Source organism: Alphaproteobacteria bacterium (assembly GCA_024244705.1).
Classification (GTDB): Bacteria; Pseudomonadota; Alphaproteobacteria; order JAAEOK01; family JAAEOK01; genus JAAEOK01.
The window spans coordinates 144373-160586 of sequence record JAAEOK010000001.1 but is presented as its reverse complement, the minus strand read 5'-3'; the positions used below and the strand labels follow the sequence as shown (position 1 = coordinate 160586).

The 16214-nt window shown below is 58.3% G+C and carries 18 protein-coding genes and 1 pseudogene; 8 read left to right on the top strand and 11 right to left on the bottom strand.

Annotated elements, in window-relative coordinates; all coding sequences use genetic code 11:
• Nucleotides 1–452 (top strand): annotated as a pseudogene (locus GY791_00725) (transposase family protein).
• A 326-nt stretch (nt 453–778) separates the two neighbouring features.
• On the opposite strand, the gene GY791_00720 reads toward GY791_00725, so the two are convergent.
• The 3 genes from GY791_00720 to GY791_00710 all read right to left on the bottom strand — a co-directional run bounded on the left by GY791_00720 (nt 779) and on the right by GY791_00710 (nt 2883).
• The gene (locus GY791_00720; GenBank protein MCP4326949.1) at nt 779–1171 is read right to left on the bottom strand and encodes a CBS domain-containing protein; all 393 of its coding nucleotides are present in this window, start codon (nt 1169–1171) and stop codon (nt 779–781) included.
• A gap of 473 nt (nt 1172–1644) precedes the next feature.
• Nucleotides 1645–2313, bottom strand: a complete 669-nt coding sequence (locus tag GY791_00715) for an SCO family protein (GenBank protein ID MCP4326948.1) — start codon at nt 2311–2313, stop codon at nt 1645–1647.
• Between the two features lie 33 nt (nt 2314–2346).
• Nucleotides 2347–2883 (bottom strand): TlpA family protein disulfide reductase, encoded by a 537-nt coding sequence (locus GY791_00710; GenBank protein MCP4326947.1) that lies wholly within the window; start codon nt 2881–2883, stop codon nt 2347–2349.
• A gap of 170 nt (nt 2884–3053) precedes the next feature.
• Between GY791_00710 and GY791_00705 the strand changes: the two genes are divergently transcribed.
• The 7 genes from GY791_00705 to GY791_00675 all read left to right on the top strand — a co-directional run bounded on the left by GY791_00705 (nt 3054) and on the right by GY791_00675 (nt 7319).
• Nucleotides 3054–3488, top strand: coding sequence for a cytochrome c (locus tag GY791_00705; protein ID MCP4326946.1), 435 nt, complete (start codon nt 3054–3056; stop codon nt 3486–3488).
• A 63-nt stretch (nt 3489–3551) separates the two neighbouring features.
• Nucleotides 3552–4328 carry a hypothetical protein gene (locus tag GY791_00700; protein MCP4326945.1) on the top strand — a complete coding sequence of 259 codons (777 nt, stop codon included), beginning with the start codon at nt 3552–3554 and terminating at the stop codon, nt 4326–4328.
• Nucleotides 4328–4774, top strand: coding sequence for a hypothetical protein (locus tag GY791_00695; GenBank protein ID MCP4326944.1), 447 nt, complete (start codon nt 4328–4330; stop codon nt 4772–4774). The genes GY791_00700 and GY791_00695 overlap by 1 nt, the downstream gene beginning before the upstream one ends.
• 13 nt (nt 4775–4787) lie before the next feature.
• Nucleotides 4788–5621: a hypothetical protein gene (locus GY791_00690; GenBank protein MCP4326943.1), complete on the top strand. Its 834-nt coding sequence runs from the start codon at nt 4788–4790 to the stop codon at nt 5619–5621.
• 81 nt (nt 5622–5702) lie between these two features.
• Nucleotides 5703–6119 carry a TlpA family protein disulfide reductase gene (locus GY791_00685; protein ID MCP4326942.1) on the top strand — a complete coding sequence of 139 codons (417 nt, stop codon included), beginning with the start codon at nt 5703–5705 and terminating at the stop codon, nt 6117–6119.
• The gene (locus GY791_00680; GenBank protein MCP4326941.1) at nt 6097–6618 is read left to right on the top strand and encodes a TlpA family protein disulfide reductase; all 522 of its coding nucleotides are present in this window, start codon (nt 6097–6099) and stop codon (nt 6616–6618) included. The genes GY791_00685 and GY791_00680 overlap by 23 nt, the downstream gene beginning before the upstream one ends.
• Entirely contained in the window at nt 6618–7319 is a 702-nt protein-coding gene (locus tag GY791_00675; GenBank protein ID MCP4326940.1) for a hypothetical protein, read from the top strand. The genes GY791_00680 and GY791_00675 overlap by 1 nt, the downstream gene beginning before the upstream one ends.
• A gap of 189 nt (nt 7320–7508) precedes the next feature.
• Here the strand turns inward: GY791_00675 and GY791_00670 are convergent, their stop codons facing one another.
• The 8 genes from GY791_00670 to GY791_00635 form a co-directional block, all read right to left on the bottom strand.
• Entirely contained in the window at nt 7509–8675 is a 1167-nt protein-coding gene (locus GY791_00670; GenBank protein ID MCP4326939.1) for a hypothetical protein, read from the bottom strand.
• 111 nt (nt 8676–8786) lie between these two features.
• Nucleotides 8787–10079 (bottom strand): ABC transporter substrate-binding protein, encoded by a 1293-nt coding sequence (locus GY791_00665; GenBank protein MCP4326938.1) that lies wholly within the window; start codon nt 10077–10079, stop codon nt 8787–8789.
• A 6-nt stretch (nt 10080–10085) separates the two neighbouring features.
• Nucleotides 10086–11048 (bottom strand): DUF4340 domain-containing protein, encoded by a 963-nt coding sequence (locus GY791_00660; protein MCP4326937.1) that lies wholly within the window; start codon nt 11046–11048, stop codon nt 10086–10088.
• The gene (locus tag GY791_00655; protein MCP4326936.1) at nt 11036–12646 is read right to left on the bottom strand and encodes a GldG family protein; all 1611 of its coding nucleotides are present in this window, start codon (nt 12644–12646) and stop codon (nt 11036–11038) included. The genes GY791_00660 and GY791_00655 overlap by 13 nt, the downstream gene beginning before the upstream one ends.
• Nucleotides 12646–13428 carry an ABC transporter permease subunit gene (locus GY791_00650; protein MCP4326935.1) on the bottom strand — a complete coding sequence of 261 codons (783 nt, stop codon included), beginning with the start codon at nt 13426–13428 and terminating at the stop codon, nt 12646–12648. Before GY791_00650 ends, GY791_00655 begins: the two co-directional genes overlap by 1 nt.
• A complete protein-coding gene (locus tag GY791_00645; protein MCP4326934.1) occupies nt 13425–14366 on the bottom strand; it encodes an ATP-binding cassette domain-containing protein in 942 nt (313 codons plus the stop codon). The genes GY791_00650 and GY791_00645 overlap by 4 nt, the downstream gene beginning before the upstream one ends.
• A complete protein-coding gene (locus tag GY791_00640; protein ID MCP4326933.1) occupies nt 14363–14905 on the bottom strand; it encodes a hypothetical protein in 543 nt (180 codons plus the stop codon). The genes GY791_00645 and GY791_00640 overlap by 4 nt, the downstream gene beginning before the upstream one ends.
• Nucleotides 14906–15053: 148 nt before the next feature.
• Nucleotides 15054–15992, bottom strand: a complete 939-nt coding sequence (locus GY791_00635; protein MCP4326932.1) for a cytochrome c — start codon at nt 15990–15992, stop codon at nt 15054–15056.
• Nucleotides 15993–16214: the final 222 nt, after the last annotated feature.

The window sequence follows — 16214 nt, the reverse complement described above, 5'->3', positions numbered from 1 at the left end:
TCTGGGCTTACGACTTCGTCCAGGCCAGGACCCATGATGGGAGAGCACTTAAGATGCTGACAGTGATCGATGAGTTTACCCGCGAATGCCTGGCCATCGAGGTTGCCAGGCGGCTGAGATCCGACGATGTGCTCCAGGTCCTCGCCGACCTCATGGTCCGGCACGGCCCGCCGGACCACATTCGATCAGACAATGGCCCGGAGCTCACGGCCAAGGCGGTTCGGGCCTGGCTTACCGGGATCAAGGTCAAGACCCTCTTTATCGAGCCCGGCAGCCCGTGGGAGAACGGCTGCAATGAGTCCTTCAACGGCAAACTCCGAGACGAGCTGATCAATGGGGAGATCTTCTACACGCTCAAGGAGGCCTAAGTGCTCATCGAGCATTGGCGCAGACATTACACCACTATCCGGCCCCATTCCGCACTCGGCTACAGGCCCGCGGCGCCTAAGGCCATCCATCACCACCGCGTTGATCTGTTCTCCACAATCGAGGGGTTCCGAACAGATCAACGCTTTCGTAATGCCGCTAGCAGTCTAGACTGACCAGTGGCACTAACCCTGGGGGCGGATCAGCAACTCCGATGTCGTGGCAAGCACGACAGACCTGGAGTGAATCGGATAGGGCCCGTTGGCACAGTTATAGAAATGGTGAGTTCCGACACACTGCCGCAACAGGTTTCCTCAAGCAGGACGATTTTTCGCTTGACGCGTTCCTTGAAACCCGGACGGGCGCACGCTACGCCTGAGGGCGGCTTCGTCTGAAATGGATACCTTCCGCCCTACTGGCGCGCAATCGCATAATCCCGCAACACGTTGGCTTCCATCGCCATTTCGTCGAGACGATGCTTCACCACGTCGCCGACGCTGACCACCCCGACCAACTCGCCCTTTTCCTGAACCGGAAGATGCCGCACTCGGCGCCCAGTCATGATCCTGGCAATATCGGCAATCGAGTCGTTCGGCGAACAGGTGACGACGCCCTTGGTCATCAGTTTCGAGACACGCAGACTCGGCAGTTCGGCTCCGTGCTCGGCCAGGCCATAGGTCACGTCCCGTTCGGAGATGATGCCGTCGATCGTCTTGCCGTCCTGGCTGACAATCATCGCGCCGACGCGTTCCAGCCGGAGCCGGTGGGCCAGAATGTCGATCGTTTCGGTTGGCCGCACGGTCATCACCTCGTTGCCTTTGGCACTTAAGATATCTGCAACCTTCACAAGTTTCCTCCATGGTTGAGCGCGTATCCACCCGGAAGAAACCGCGTCATTTGCAATCGATCAGATCAGCGTCTGAACCCTAAATCGCGAACCGATCACAAAACCGCGTCTCACCCGGGCACTGAAGAAAGGATATCACAATTGAGGCCGGGCTGACGATTCATGCCGATCTCACACATTCAGGAACATGCGCATAGAGCTGGCGAAATTGTAGGCGATGTAGCTGCCGACTATCAGTATCAGCGGCCTCGGGATGAGAGTCGCTGATACGGATGGCAGTTTCTGGCAGATTTTGTTGATTCAGTCGGATGGCGCTTGTGTTGCCACTTCGGACGGAGCGGGTCTTGGGTCCGTAGGCGAGGCTATCCGGCCGATGGCTGGATAGCCAGGATGTCTACAGTTTACGGCGTTTTGATGAGCTCCCGACCTCCTCATTTGGCGTTGGCAAGGGCCTCTTGGATATTGATGAAATGCCGCATCCGATCGGCCATCTCCTCGACCGCCGTCGCGGCCATGCCGAAAGTGAAGACCGCCAGTCCCTTGCCATCGGTGCCGATCAGATAGATCGAGGCCGTGTGGTCCATCCAATATTCGTCGCCGTCCTTGTCCTCTCCCTCGTCGTTGTGAATGTCGGACTTGTTGTAATAAACACGAAAACCCTCGGCGGCCTTGGCGATCTGCTGCGACGTCCCGGTGAGGCCGACAAAGCTGGGATGAAAAGCGGCCACATACTCCTTCATCACTTCAGGCGTATCGCGCTCGGGATCGATGGTGATGAAGATCGGCTGCACCCAGTCCGCCTGCTCGCCCAACAAATCCAGGGCCACGCTCATGGTCTGCAGACCGGTCGGGCAGACATCCGGACAATAGGTGTAGCCGAAGGCGATGAGCATGAACTTGCCGCGGTAATCCTCGTCGGTGGTCCTCTTCCCGGTATGATCGGTAAGCACGAACGGCGACCCGGGCGGAAACATGGTTATGGGATCGATCTTCTCCGCCCTCCGGACCTGCTCGTCGGTGTATAGGAGGTAGCCCAGCGTTCCACCGGCGAGGCCGAAGCCAACAATGATGACAACGATGGCGATGCGGAATCTTCTCATCGGTCAATCCCACTTGTCCTCGGCGCCCGCACGTTAGAGCAGTTTATCCAGTTCATGTTTCAAGAGGGGCTCGGCGACGGCGCCTGCGTGGATGTAAGTGATGAAGCCGTTCCGGTCGACGAAGAAGGTGTAGGGCAGGCCGTAAATGCCGTAGCCTTTCTTTATCGTTCCCGTCACATCGAGGCCGGTCGGATAGGTGATTCCGTACTTCTCCACATATTGTCGCGCCTTGATCTCGGTGTCGTCGATGCCGACGCCAACGAACATTACCTTCTTTCCAGCGAATTCCTGGTAGACCTTTTCGAGATCGCTCACCTCGATCCCGCATGTGGTGCACCAGGAGGCGAAGAAATTGATCACAACGGGATTTCCCTTGTGATCGCTCAGCCGGAAGCTGCCACCGTCGTCAAACCGCGTCAGTTTGAAATCAGGCGCCAAGCTCTTGCCTGTTGCCTCGGCGCCGTCCTCTTCTTTGCAGCCTTGAAAGACGAGTGAGATGCAGAGAAGAAGGACAAGCCGCAATAAACGATTTCGCGACAGGGTATGCATTGAGTAGCTCGCCTTGGCCAAATCCTCTCGCCGGCGTTCTCCGGACGATTTTCCGAAAGGATAGAACCTGGATTTCTCCGAAAACTAGGCCCATCAAGCTGCCATCGTGGATTCGTGTGGTCGTTGACCTACATCAAATGCGATGCCCTTGATCCAGGTTAGTGTTGAAGGCCGTTTTGGAGTTTGTTCCGATGCTGTCCGGCATGAACCCGATCAATTGGATGTTATTCGCTGGCATACTGCTGGGGGCCGGGTTGTTCGCCATCGCGTCGGCGAACGGCGGCGAGGAACCGGACCCGACAAGCGCCGCGGCGTGGAGCGCGGGAAACGCATCCGGGGCGGGCAATTTCATGAGCTACTGCATGCCTTGCCATGGTGCCGAGGGAAAGGGCGACGGCATGCTGGTCGAAAGTCTTGATGTAAGACCTAGGGACCTTTCGGAGCTCAAGTTCATGTCTTCGAAGCCGGACAAACATCTCTTCAAAGTCATCAAGGAGGGCGGCGGCGCCGTCGGCCTGACCGAGAACATGACCCCCTTCATGGACCAGCTGAGCGATGAGGAAATCAATAACGTCGTTGCCTACCTGAGGACGGAGATTTGCAAGTGTGAGTTCAAGGAGAACTAGATCATCTTCACGGAAAGCCGTCCCTTGGTCCCGGCCGGGCTTCGGCGAAGGCGAAAGTTTGCGATGCGATCAGGGGTTCTGATATCCGGGCTCATCCTGGTCTTGTTGATGTTCCCGCCCTTTGTGGCGCAAGGGTGGGCGACGGACGGCCTGTCGATCGGCCGGATGAGAGTCATGATATGGCCCGAGTACGACGATCCCAGCGTCCTTGTGGTTTATGACGGCCGCTTTAGCGACGACTCGAAATTCCCCACCACCACTGATTTTTTCATTCCCAAGGGCGCGATCATCAACGATATCTGCAGCCTGTCGCCGGATGGCCAACATTTCTGCCAGCTCTACGAAGTCAGCGAGGGCGAAAGGCACGATACCGCGCATTTGTCGCTACCGTTCTCCAATTTTTACCTCAGCTTTCATCATGCCCCCATAGACGTCGAAGCGGCGGAAAGACGAATTGAATACGTAATAAAGGCCAATCATCCGATCGGCAGTATGGAGGTGGATATTCAACAGCCTCTGCGTTCGACGAATTTCGCCATCTCGCCGTCGGGCGGCGAGACCTATAGTGAAAAGGACTTCGATCATTTCACTTACACTCTCGAAGATATCGCCAAGGGCGAGGATCGGGTCTTCAAGATCGGTTACATAAAGGAAACCAAGGAACCGTCGGTCGATGTCAAGTTTGCCTCTATGACCGGCCGCAGGGTCTGGGGCTCACCCTATGAGACCCAGCGGAACGTCAGGACCATTATCTATGTCATGTTCGGAACCGGCGTCTTTATGGTGTTGGCCGCAATGCTCTGGATCGCGACGGGAATGAAAAAGAAAGGGGTGGCGTGATGGGCGGGGCCACGGCCGAGCCATTCAGGCAACGGCTCGGCCTCTTCAAGGCCTTGCTGCTGGCGGTTCTGGTTCTTTCGCCGAATAGTGTTCTTGCCCTGACTGTTGGCGAGGTGGCGAAGGATCTCGCCTGTCCCTGCGAATGTCCGCTGATCCTGGAAGACTGCAACATGACCTGTGGTCTCGATTGGAAGGAGGAAATCGGTGAGTTGATCAAAGCGGGCATGACCAAGCAGGAGATCATGGCCTACTTCATCGAGACATATGGCGAGGAGGCGCGTCTCACCACAATGCAAAAGATCGATGGCAAAATTTACCAGTACACTAGAGGTTTTGGCACAACCGATTGGGTGATGTTATGGGCGGGTGTCGGGTTCTGGGCGCTCGTTCTCATTGGCGGAATCTACTATGGCGTCAGAAAATACTTCGCCCGAGCTCCCGTCTAGAGCGAGGCTTCTCATGCTGAGCCTCGCCCTGTTCACGCTCGTCTTGGGAACAGTCTCATTGTTGGCGTTTGCTTACATGATCGAACCCGGCCCAGGCGGTCGGCTACAGTATCTGGCGACCACGGGCAAGCTGTTGCTTCACAGATACAATCTTATCGATGCGCTTACCCCGGCCGAAACCCGGCAACTTTATCTGTCCACCTGTACCCGGAAGTGCCACAGCAAGGACGTCATCGAATTGACCCCCCGCACCGCCCTGGAGTGGGAACAGATCGTCACCCGCATGAAGACGCAGGCGAAAGCCGACATTGCCGAAACCGAGGCCCGAACGATTGTCGAGTTCCTGCAAAGGAATTACCTTGCCAACGTGCCGACGATCTTGCCGGAAGCGACCATGCGTTTCCTCAAGCGGCATTTGTGGCGGTTGGATTTCGGCGAGAGCGACCTCTACTTCGACATTATCTATCTGCCTCGCGCGTACCGCCACCTGATGCCCTACTTGGCGTTCAAGAGCAAACCGCGGGACAGCGACGAGGCTTTGTTCATCGTTTACGTCAATACTCACACCGGCATCCTCCCGCGCTGGAGCCTCGCTGATATCGCAACGATCAGGATCGATGGAGACCGTGAAGCGAAAGCGACAGCCTGGCATGTCCTCTACGAGGACGGGCAACAGCACCACAAACAGGGGATTCTGACCTTTCCCGCCTTCGGAGGCGGCGGCAAGCAGGCGGGTTCTTTGGAAATGGTGATCCGGCCGCCGGCCATGCGAGAGCGGATCTTTCATTGGCGCCTGCCCATCCCGGACGCCGCGATAGCCCCCGATACGACGGAAGAAGGGGGCTGAACCGTGGTTCGACGCGCGCTCATCCTTTTGCTTCTCATCCTTCTGATACCACTCGTTCAGGGCTGCGATGAAGAAGCTGAGATGGCCGAGAAGGAAGTTGCTGCCGACTTTACCCTGCAACTGTTCGATGGCCGGACCTTCACCTTGAGCAAACATCAAGGCGAAGCCGTGGTCGTCAACTTCTTTGCCTCGTGGTGCATTCCGTGCATTGCCGAAGCGCCGGCGCTCGAGGCGGTCCATAGGGAATACTTTGAAAAAAAAGTGATCTTTCTGGGCGTCGCAATCAAGGATACGGATTCCGCCGCCAAGGGCTTTATCGAGAAGCATGGGCTGAGCTTTCCCGCAGGACTCGACAGGGACGACAAGATCAAGGAATCCTTTGGTGTGTACGGCCTCCCCACTACCTTCTTCATCGATAGGAGTGGCCTTGTCACCTATACCCATGCGGGAGCTCTGACGGAGGAGCTGATCAAAGATGAACTGGCCAAGATACTTTAGCTGTCCAGCTGGCGTGGTCTTCCTCTGCCTCCTGCTGACGGGCTGTTTCGAGGAAAACCTGACCCCACTCGAGATCGGCGCGAAGGCCCCGCCCTTTACGCTGACCCTGCTGGGTGGTGAGACCAGGGATCGCACCACCGAACCCGGCCAAGCTCAGGTCATCACCTTCATGGCCTCGTGGTGCCCCTGCTCCAACGACTCTATTCCGCTCATGAAACAGGCGTTCGAGCGCTACAACAGCGGGACGGAAAGCAAGATCGCGTTCTTGATGATCGGCATTCAAAGCCCGAGGAGCAAGTTCGAGGACAAAGCCGGGACGTGGCGGGTGCCTTTCCCCGTGGCTTACGATGAAGGCGACCAGATCGCTCGCGCCTATGGCATCGCGGCGCCGCCGACCACGATTTTCATCGATGCGGAAGGCAGGGTCAAGAGGGTCTTCTACGGCAACATCAAAGACATAGAGGACGATTTTCTGAGGTGGACGGGCGAGCTGATGTGATGGGGAACCTTGACGCGATTGGCCACGGCTTCTCGTCCTTCTTTTCGATCTGGCAGGTCTGCATCCTGCAGATCACGCCCTTTTTCCTGGCCTATGTCGCCGGTCTCTATTTCGCCGCCGGCTCGTTGAGGGCCGAAACCAGTCTTGGCGGCCGGGTCGTCCTTCCGGCGCTCTCCTTCGCCCTCGGTTTTGCCTTCATCTATGCGCTGTTGACCGTGACCGGGCTGCCGATCGGTCGCGCGCTGGTCTACAATCTTGGCACGCTCGGGCTCATCGCCGGCAGTTACATCCTGCTTGCCAGTCTATCGCTGATGGTCTCGGGCAGCTTTGCCGTTGTCGGCTTCTTGCGCCGGCCGCTCGTCCTGGCGAGCACCTCGCTCGTGCTGGGCAGCGCTTTCGCCCTCGTCTACTCGCCCTGCATCACGCCCGCGCTATCGGAAATCCTGGGCATGGCCGGCCGGCCCGAAACGGCCGTACGCGGCGGCACGCTCGCCTTTTTTTATGCGACTGGCATCTGCTTGGCCCTGACCGTCACCGGCGCCGCCCTGGTTTACCTGCTGGCGAGGATAAGCGTCGTGGGGCGCCATCCGAGGACGGCCAAGAACGCCTGCGGTCTCGTTCTCGCGGTTCTTGCGGTGCTCAATCTCAGCGGGACGATGATTTACTACAAGGCGTTCTTTCTAGGCTTTCTGGCCGGATGAGCAGGACCATCCGCACGCTTCCGCCTGGTTTCAAGAAACAGGCATTCGGCGCCGTTCTCGCCGTGCTCGGGATCGTCGATACCGTCATGAACCTGATAACCAGGATCCCGTTAGACGGCTTCTTCCTGTTCTTGATCGGCGCCGGCAGCGCTCTTTTCGTCGTTGGGGGCCGAGAAAGGCGAAAGCACGCTACCAAGCCACCTGCGGATAGAACCAGTGCTCGACCATCCAATGGTTGTCGTCCACCAGTGGTACGATAGTCCGGTCCTTGAACGCCGCCGGGGGTACACCCATACGGATTCCCATCGATGTATTGTGGCATGAGTTGCAGCCCAGGGTGGGAGATTCGTGGGTTTCCATGTAAAGCACGCCCAGCGGCGCGCCGGCAGCGAAGAAGACGATCAGGAGCGTAGCCGCGGCAGTGACCAGCTTCACTCCCTTGAGCTTGCCGATGGGACGCGATGAGGCGCCGAAACTCGACCCGCCGCCGGGCTCGGCGACCAGCTGCTTTTTCTTTCTGCCCTTGAAGGCATAGGGCAGGGCGATCAGGACGACGAGAAGAGTCAAGGGCAGGTAGATACCCAGAAACGACGCCATGGCGTCATCGAAATCTAGGAAAGGGCGCAGCAAGAAAAGAAAGAACCATTCCGGCATCGGGATGTTCGCGCCCTCGAGCGGCATCGGGATAACCTCCGGATCTTCGGTCGGCATGGGGATGAAGACCGCCAGCGCAGCGACAGCGATGATGAACGGGATGCTGATCACGGCATGCTTTGTGAGGTATTTGCCGATACCCGCCCTTCTCTTGCGCAACACTGCGAGGACGTGGAAATCGATCAGGATGTAGGTGATCACCGGTAGGATCACCACATGGGCGATGAAATTCCGGCTGAGCGTGAACGCGTCGATCAGGAAAGCCTTCATCACCGGTCCGATGAGCGGGATGCAACCCAAGTAATTGGGCACCATCTCCATGAACCAGTATGCTTTCCATTCCCAGGGCAGGATGAAACCAGTGACCAGTAGGGCCATGATCGGCAGTATCAGCAGCCCGCCGGTGACCCATGAAGTTCGACGCAGGTAGTTCAGGAACTCCGTTCTGAGCAAGCTTCTTGCCGCGTGCACGACTATCGCGGCAAAAATGAATAATGCTAACCAACGGTGGCCGTCCCTGATCCAGGCGCCGGCGGCAAAGTCCCGATAAAGGCCCTGGACGCTGGCATAGGCCTGTTGCAGATCGGGCTGATAGAACAGGGCCAGAAAAGTACCGCTGAGAAGCTGCAGGATGAGTAGAATAACCGCGACACCGCCAAAGTAGTGACGCCAGTGGAAACGCTCGATTCTGACCTTGATCACTTGGTCCGTCCTGAGAAACACCTAAGACATTGATATTCAGTTGCGGCGAGGAGGCCCTCCTTGATGGTCGGAGTCGAGCCCACCTTGCAGTCGATTTCCGGGGCGAACTGCTTACTCGCCATCTCTCACCACCAGCTGAAACCTCACCCCCGTTTGACCGCCTTCCACGCGGTAGAGATACGGGTGTTTGACCGGTGTTCCATCCGCTGCCCAGCGGCTCGCCCCAGTCACCCCCTCGGTCTCATTCAGGCTGACCAGGGCATCCCTGACCGCTCGGCCTTTCAACGAGCCGGCATCCTCAAGGGCCTGCGATAGAAGACCGAAGGCGTCGTAGGCCAAGGCGGTGAACCTGTCGGGAACGGCATCTTTCCTGCCGACATGGTCCGTCACGAAGTCGTTCACCAAGCGCGAATCGCGTTCGGGCGCGAAAGTGGCGTAGAGCAGTGCGCCCCGCGCGGCTTGACCGCTCTGCTCGAGAAATTGTTCGCTGAACAGGTCTTCGCTGCCGATCAAGGGTAGCTTCAGGCCCTCATGCTCGGCCGCCCGGGCCAGTTGTGCGGCCTCGTGGGCATCGCCGGTAAAGATGATGGCTTGCAATCCCTCCGAACCGGCCTTCAGGGCCGTCACGACCCCGCCGATATCCGTTTTTCCCGAAAACGTGTCGTATGTGTCGGCCTCGAGCAGAATCTTGCCGCCGTGCCTTGGCACAGCCTGCTTGAACGCGGAGGCGATGCTCAGCGAGTAGTCGTAGGAAGAGGAAGTGACCAGGGCGAAGTCCCTGTAGCCCAGCTCATTGACGGCGTAGGCAAGCATATCGTCGATAGCGATTTCATCGGGCAGGGAGAAGTGAAAGACATAGTCGCCACTTCTGCCGATATTCCGTCTCGTCCCGATGGAGATGAAGACCGTGTGCGATTCGTTGGCCAGATGGGTCGGCGCAAAGGTCGCCCAGCCGGTGGGAGCTGAGAAGATCGCCACCACGTTCTTCTCGATCAGCGTCGATACGATATCGAGTGCCTGCCCGGAACCGCCGCTGCTGTCGTCGTGAAGGACTTCGATTCTCTCGCCGCTCAAGCCGCCGCGGATATTGAAACTGTCGACCGCCATGGCGACGCCTTCGAGCACGGCCAGACCGTACTTGGCCTCGACACCGGTTTCCGGCCCGATTACGCCGACGATCAGGGCCCGCTCCTTCTCTTCACTCTTGCTCGATGCTTTTGCTGCCTCGTCTTGCAGCTCGGCCGCGGTGGGGGCCAGCCACTCGGGTGCGCCGGCCGTTGGCGGGAGAGGCACATCTCGGCGGTCGCTCAGGTCCCCGAAGAGGACAAACGCAAAGACACCGCCGACAGCGATGCCGGCCAGGAAAATCAGGATCGTCTTGAAACGCATCTCGCCCTGCATCACGGGCAGCTAGCCCGCCTCCTTCCAGTGGTCCTTGTCGGCGAGGATGCTATGGACCAGATTCTCCTCGAGCAGAACCACGTTTCGAGCCCGGTTGCTCTTGGCGAAGTAGCCCCGCAGCTTCCTGTCCTTGTTGCCGATGCGCAAAATCTGCGCGTCCTTCGCCCCTTGTTCCCTGATGGTTACGGTGATGATGGGGGCCTCCAGGCCGTAGGGGGCCAAATCCGCGGGCTCCTCATCGATGAAAGCCTTCACCGGCGTGTCCTTGATCGCGTAAAGGACCTCCAGCACCCTAGCATGATCGGCCGGCACGTTCTCCGGCTGGATCATGTCCCAGCGGCCGCGATCATGTACGATCACCACTGTATCCTTGGCCCGGCCCGCGATCTCCAAGCGGCTCAGCTTCAACGGGTCGTAGGCGAGGGTGGACTTGTCCCGAAGGGTATAGACGGTGGCGTCCGCCTCACGTCGGACATCCGAATGGATGCGGTAGACCGCCGCGTCGCCCGCGAACCTGCCATAGGTCACGTTGAGGGTCGGGCCCTGGTTACCGAATTGCAGGGTGGTAAGGCCCTTGCCGGTTCTGAAGGTGATTTCGAGGCTCGGCTCGGCCAGCCCCAATTCCACCAGCTTGGCAGGATCCGGATTCTCGAACAAAACCGCATCCTTGCGCGACTTGACAATGTTGTTCAGCATCTTGGCGATACCCTCGTCGTCGCCTTTCGCCACCAGGGGCTGGTCCAGCCACCAGCCGTCCTTTTCCCTGGCGACGCGTGCGCGAATTTCGTTCTTGCCGGTCTTGATCCAGAATTCGGCCACCTCATCGATCTCGAAAGGAAGCAGTTTCAGGTTCGCTTCCTCGACCCGTTCGGTCTCCTCGATCCAGTCTTCGATCAGCAGAGAGGCGCCAAACAACGCCGCCAGCGTGAAAAACCAGAAAATGGTCTTCTTGAACAGCTTCAAGACATCCACCTTCGGCGTCCGACCACGCCGACGCCGATCGCCAGCATCGAGGCCGGTGCAAGTACGACGCAAAGCCAGAAGACGAGGTTGGTTTGCGTATCCGTCAAGGTCAGCGGCGTCAGTTCGGCGGGCTTCTTGCGCACCGAGACCAGGGCCGCTTCTTCGGCCAGCCAGCCGATCATGTTGAGAAAGAAGTCCATATTGCCCATCAGATTGAGATAGGCGTTGCTGGCGAAATCCGAATCCCCGACCACGATAATCCGGCCCCAGCGGTTGACCCCTTCCTCGAGGTCGCTCTTCGGGGTGGGTGCGCCGGCGTCACCCCGTTCGTCGATCTCGGCGAGCGGACGGTTTTCGCCGTCCTCGACCTTGATGACGCTGACGGCGGCAAGGTTGATCGGCCCGCGCTGGTCCTCGGTTGGATTGAACTCGATCTCCTCTTCGTCAAGTTTGCCTTTGCTTTTGGCCCAGCTGCTGGACCCGGTCTCGGCCAGATTGTACCTGCCCCTGACGGGATCTTCCTGAACCGCGACCGAACGGGCAACCGGGAAGAACGTGACGAAACTGAAGTCCCGGCCGATCGTGTGCTTCTGGTTGTATTCCATGACCACCGGCGTCAGGTAGTTGGCGCCGAGCATCTTGCTTTGCTTATCGATGATGATGTCGTTGCCGATCTTGAACCCGTAATCCTGCAGAATTTTGGAGATCTCGGGCGTCAGCAGCGGGTCGAGCAGAAACAGGACACTGCCGCCGCCGTCGACGTAGCGCCTGATCTTCACCAACTCAGCCGGCAGAATATCCTTTTGCGGCCCGGCGACGACCAGGATGGCGGCGTCCTCGGGCACGCGCTCCTCGTTGACGAGCAGAAGCTCGCGAACCTCGTAAGCCTCCTTCTCGATCGCCTCTCTGGCCGATTTATAGCCAGCCTCCCGGTCGTCCTGGAGACTCTTTTCGCCGTGGCCCTTGAGGAAATAGATGATCTTGACCTCATCGCCGATGACCCTGAGCAGGGCGTTCGTGACTTTCTCTTCCGACTCGTAGCCGACGATCTCCTGCTTGCCACGAGAGCGGATCAAGGTCGTTCGATAGGAAGTGACGCCGTACTTGGCGGCCTCTATGGGGCGCTTGTCGGGATCGACGAACCAGAATCTGAACCTCGTAGTGTGATAGGAATACTCCTTGAGCAGATCGTGCATCGCCTGCCTGGATCTTTCGTCGCTCCTATAGAAGGCGACGGCTTCGACATCGTTCTCCAGAGACTTCAGAATCTTCACCGACTGCTGCGAGAGCGAATATCTGCCGGTCTCGGTCAGGTCGACCCGTATCTTATAACGGACCGACATCACGCCGATCAGGCCGATAATGGCCACGAATATGGTGATCATCACCGCCATGTTGGCACCGTGCTTGGTCGATCGCTTGGAGACGAATGCCCTGATTTCGGTGAAATTGACGTAGAAGAAGATCAACAGCGAGAGCAGGCCGCCCCAAACCAGAGAAAGCGGGATGACACTGAACTCACGCGTAATGGCGTAAACGACGGCGCCGCCGGCGACGGAGACTATGCCGACCAGCCCGAGAACGAAGAGCAGTCTTTTGCCCGCCATTACCGCCACCTTTTCGATTCCAGCGACCGTAAGGTCAGGAACAGGAAAAGGGCGGTGAAAACGAGGAAGTAGATGATGTCCTCGGTATCGACGACGCCCTTGGCTAGGCTTTCGAGATGTTCGTTGATGGCGACATAGGAGATGATCTGCCCGATGCCGGATGAAACGAACATCGTCGAATAGCCCATCAGCCAGAAGACGAAGAGGACGCCGATCGAAAGCGATCCGGCGATGATCTGGTTCTCAGTCAGCGACGAAGTGAAGATGCCCAGCGAAATGAACGCGGCTCCCAACAGAAACAGCCCGGCATACCCGGTAATCATCGGGAGCACTTCCGGCTCCCCCAGATTGATCAGCAGAAGTGGGTAGCCGATGGTCGAACCGAGCATCGCCGCGAACACCGTAAGGCAGGCGAGAAACTTGCCGAGGACGACTTCCGCGTCCCTTACCGGATAGGTAAGAAGCAGTTCCATCGTTCCCGATTTCTTCTCGTCGGCCAGCAGCTTCATGGTCAACAGCGGCAGCATCAGCAGCATGACGATGCTGATGTTACCGAACAGCGGCCGCACGACGGTCTCGTTGACGTTCAACAGGTTGTAGTGCTTGGCCACCATGGGGTTGGCCTGGGCCTGGAAACTCAGCACCGAAAAGCTGGCCAGCAGATTGAAGAAGAGATACCCCGTCGTCGCCAGAAAGATGGCGATGACCGCATAAGCGATGAAGGAATTGAAATAGGACTTGAGGTCTTTCTTGAAGATAAGTCCAATGTTTCTCGGGTTCACACGCCGTCGTCTTTCGTCACGAGTTGAATGAAGACGTCCTCCAGGCTGGTCTCCACGGAGCGCATCTCATTGAGTTTCCAGTTGTTGCTCAAGACGATGGGCAGGATGCTTTGCTCGCCATCCACACCTTCCGCCAGCTCAACGATGAATCCGTTGCTGCCGTTGGCAGCCGGCACTGGCGCGACCTTTTCCACCCCCTTCACCTCGCCGAGCGCCTTGGCGATCTGTTCCTCGTCTCCGGTGATCCGAAGGAAGAGCCGTAGCGAGTCGCGCAGATTGGCGGTCAGATTCTCAGGCCTATCCACCGCCACCAGCTTGCCTTTGTTGATGATGACCACCCGTTCGCACACCGCGCTCACCTCGGGCAAGATGTGGGTGCTCAGAACAATTGTCCTTTGCTCCGCCAGCTCGCTGATCAGCTTACGAAATTCCTTGATCTGTTTGGGATCGAGGCCGTTGGTGGGCTCGTCGAGAATAAGGATCTCGGGATCGTTGACCAACGCCTGGGCCAATCCCACCCGCTGCCGGTAGCCCTTGGAAAGCTCGCTGATCGGCCGGCCGGCGACGGCATCGAGGCCGCAGTCGCCCATCGTTCGGGTAACGGCCTGCTTGACCGCCTTACTCTCCACGCCCTTTACGCCGGCGACGAAGGCCAGGTAATCATTGACGATCATGTCCTTGTACAAGGGCACGCTTTCGGGAAGGTAGCCGACCCGCTTGCGAACCTCGAAGGAATCCTCAAAGCAATCGTAGCCGGCAACCACCGCTGTTCCCGAGGTCGCGGGAAAGAAACAGGTGAGGATGCGCATCGTCGTCGTCTTTCCCGCGCCGTTGGGGCCGAGAAACCCCATGGCCTCACCCTTCCGCGCTGAAAAGGTTAGGCCGTCGATGCCAAGATGCGAGCCGTAACTCTTGGTCAGGTTTTCTACTTCGATCATGATTGGTCGTCGCTGGTCCCGAGACCGTAGCGCCTGTAGGATCCGGGTGCGCGCTTGTCCTTGAGCGCGGCTTCGATCGGTCTATGTTCGACCGGCGTCGCCAATAGATCGATCAGTGCCTGATCTTCGTCAAGAAGCCTGCGCAGGTCCTCTTCGGGCCAATCGCTCTCCCAGTTGCCGATCAACGCGTTCCAGGCTTGGGCGATGGCAACGATTTCCGCGTCGCTGAATTGCTTCAGTTCGAGGTCTTTGTTCTGGGCGTTGGTGATCTCGGTGTACTTCTTCATGAAGTGCACCACGACGATGAAAGGCGGACCGCACCGAGTACAGTACTTCAGCATCTTTTCCTCGGTATGGCAGGTCGAACATCTTTCGTAGGCGAGCGTGGTGGCCTCTTCCGGAGTATAGGCGATATATCCCATGGACTTGGCCTCATCGATGATTGCCCGGCCCAGGGAATTGGGAGCGAAGAGGATCACGGCGACCGCGCTCACCACGCCAGCGAGCAACGCCACGGTTATGATCCAGCCCTTGCTCATCGCCCGTTACCTTCAGTCCGACAAGAAGAGGTAATCGGTCGCGCCGACGCTTGTGGCTTCGGTTTCCTTTTACAGGCGTCCATGGATGCCGCGACTAAGAGTGCTGCGCCTTGGCCCGGGCTCTTCAGTGGCGATTGGTGTCCCGGGCTCAATATCCCTTCTTGACCTTTCCCGCGACTTCCTCGGGCTTCTTGCGCAAGCCGCCTTCAATGTAGCCGCCGCCCTTGAGCTCGCCTTCGCCACGTCCGGCCAGCGACAATTCGTTCATCTCCTGGGCATCAACGAAGTCCTCATTCCCGGCAGCCGTCAGAGCATCGACATCGCCGGCAATCGGCTCGAAGGTCGTCTGCGGGTTCAGGTATTCTTCGATCGTTGTTGGTGGTTTGGAGTCCGCCATCATCCGGATCCAGGCGACGACATTCCAAATGTCCTGATCCTGCAGGAAATTGCCCCAGGCCGGCATCGACGACGACAGGTTGACAGCTTCGCCGCCGCCCTTGATCACCGAGAACAGCTGCAGATTGGATTTCTGGTTCATATAGTCGCCCTCGGTCAGGATACGCGGCCGCGGCTCGATCTCCATGGCGCTCGGCCCGTCGCCTTGCAGGCCCCAGCCGTGGCAAGTGATGCAATAGACGTAGTACCATTGTTTGCCTTCATTGGGGTCGGCGCCTGGGACCAGGGTGGTATCGAAGGTTGGTGACCAGTTGTTGGTCCATTGGTTGTAAACCGATTCGTCAGCGGACGGTTTGTTGACGCGGTCCCACAATTCGGTCTTGCCGCCTTTGCCGCCGTAGCCACTGTCGCCCTTCGTGAGCGTCGTGTCCTCGGTCCTTTTGCCAACACCGGTCAGGTAGTCGAAAGGAGCCACGCCATAGGTGCTGCCGGACGTGCCGGCGGTCATCTGCGTGGCCTCTTCTTCATAGGCTGCCGCGGCCGCTTCCAGTTCCGCATCGGTGCGAACCGGACAAACCACTTTGGTGCCGTCGTGGAGCTGGCACCTTTGCGTCGCCGCGATAGATTCAGAGTACGCCGACATCGCGGTTACGATGCCCAACGCCGCCGTCCCTATGATCAACGTTCTCATCAGCTGCACTCCTACTTCTAAGTACCCCGGTAAATCAAAGCCAAGGCTTTGATATTCTCACCCGATTTGCTTTCGCACTTGTCAACCGACATCTCCCAGTCGGCAAACCTCCACGTCCAAAGCTGCAACGAATCGCATTAAGGACCAATGATCCAGATCAATCTGACCGTCGTTCCCAAGAATCCACATCGCCTACCGCAATGAGTGCGGCTGCACAGGCAC

Bases quoted from the DNA above. Each gene is read 5' to 3' on its own strand.
- GY791_00720 (MCP4326949.1), bottom strand. From the start codon at position 1,171: ATGACCGTGCGGCCAACCGAAACGATCGACATTCTGGCCCACCGGCTC.
- GY791_00715 (MCP4326948.1), bottom strand. From the start codon at position 2,313: ATGAGAAGATTCCGCATCGCCATCGTTGTCATCATTGTTGGCTTCGGC.
- GY791_00705 (MCP4326946.1), top strand. From the start codon at position 3,054: ATGCTGTCCGGCATGAACCCGATCAATTGGATGTTATTCGCTGGCATA.
- GY791_00700 (MCP4326945.1), top strand. From the start codon at position 3,552: ATGCGATCAGGGGTTCTGATATCCGGGCTCATCCTGGTCTTGTTGATG.
- GY791_00695 (MCP4326944.1), top strand. From the start codon at position 4,328: ATGGGCGGGGCCACGGCCGAGCCATTCAGGCAACGGCTCGGCCTCTTC.
- GY791_00690 (MCP4326943.1), top strand. From the start codon at position 4,788: ATGCTGAGCCTCGCCCTGTTCACGCTCGTCTTGGGAACAGTCTCATTG.
- GY791_00685 (MCP4326942.1), top strand. From the start codon at position 5,703: ATGGCCGAGAAGGAAGTTGCTGCCGACTTTACCCTGCAACTGTTCGAT.
- GY791_00680 (MCP4326941.1), top strand. From the start codon at position 6,097: ATGAACTGGCCAAGATACTTTAGCTGTCCAGCTGGCGTGGTCTTCCTC.
- GY791_00675 (MCP4326940.1), top strand. From the start codon at position 6,618: ATGGGGAACCTTGACGCGATTGGCCACGGCTTCTCGTCCTTCTTTTCG.
- GY791_00655 (MCP4326936.1), bottom strand. From the start codon at position 12,646: ATGGCGGGCAAAAGACTGCTCTTCGTTCTCGGGCTGGTCGGCATAGTC.
- GY791_00645 (MCP4326934.1), bottom strand. From the start codon at position 14,366: ATGATCGAAGTAGAAAACCTGACCAAGAGTTACGGCTCGCATCTTGGC.
- GY791_00640 (MCP4326933.1), bottom strand. From the start codon at position 14,905: ATGAGCAAGGGCTGGATCATAACCGTGGCGTTGCTCGCTGGCGTGGTG.
- GY791_00635 (MCP4326932.1), bottom strand. From the start codon at position 15,992: ATGAGAACGTTGATCATAGGGACGGCGGCGTTGGGCATCGTAACCGCG.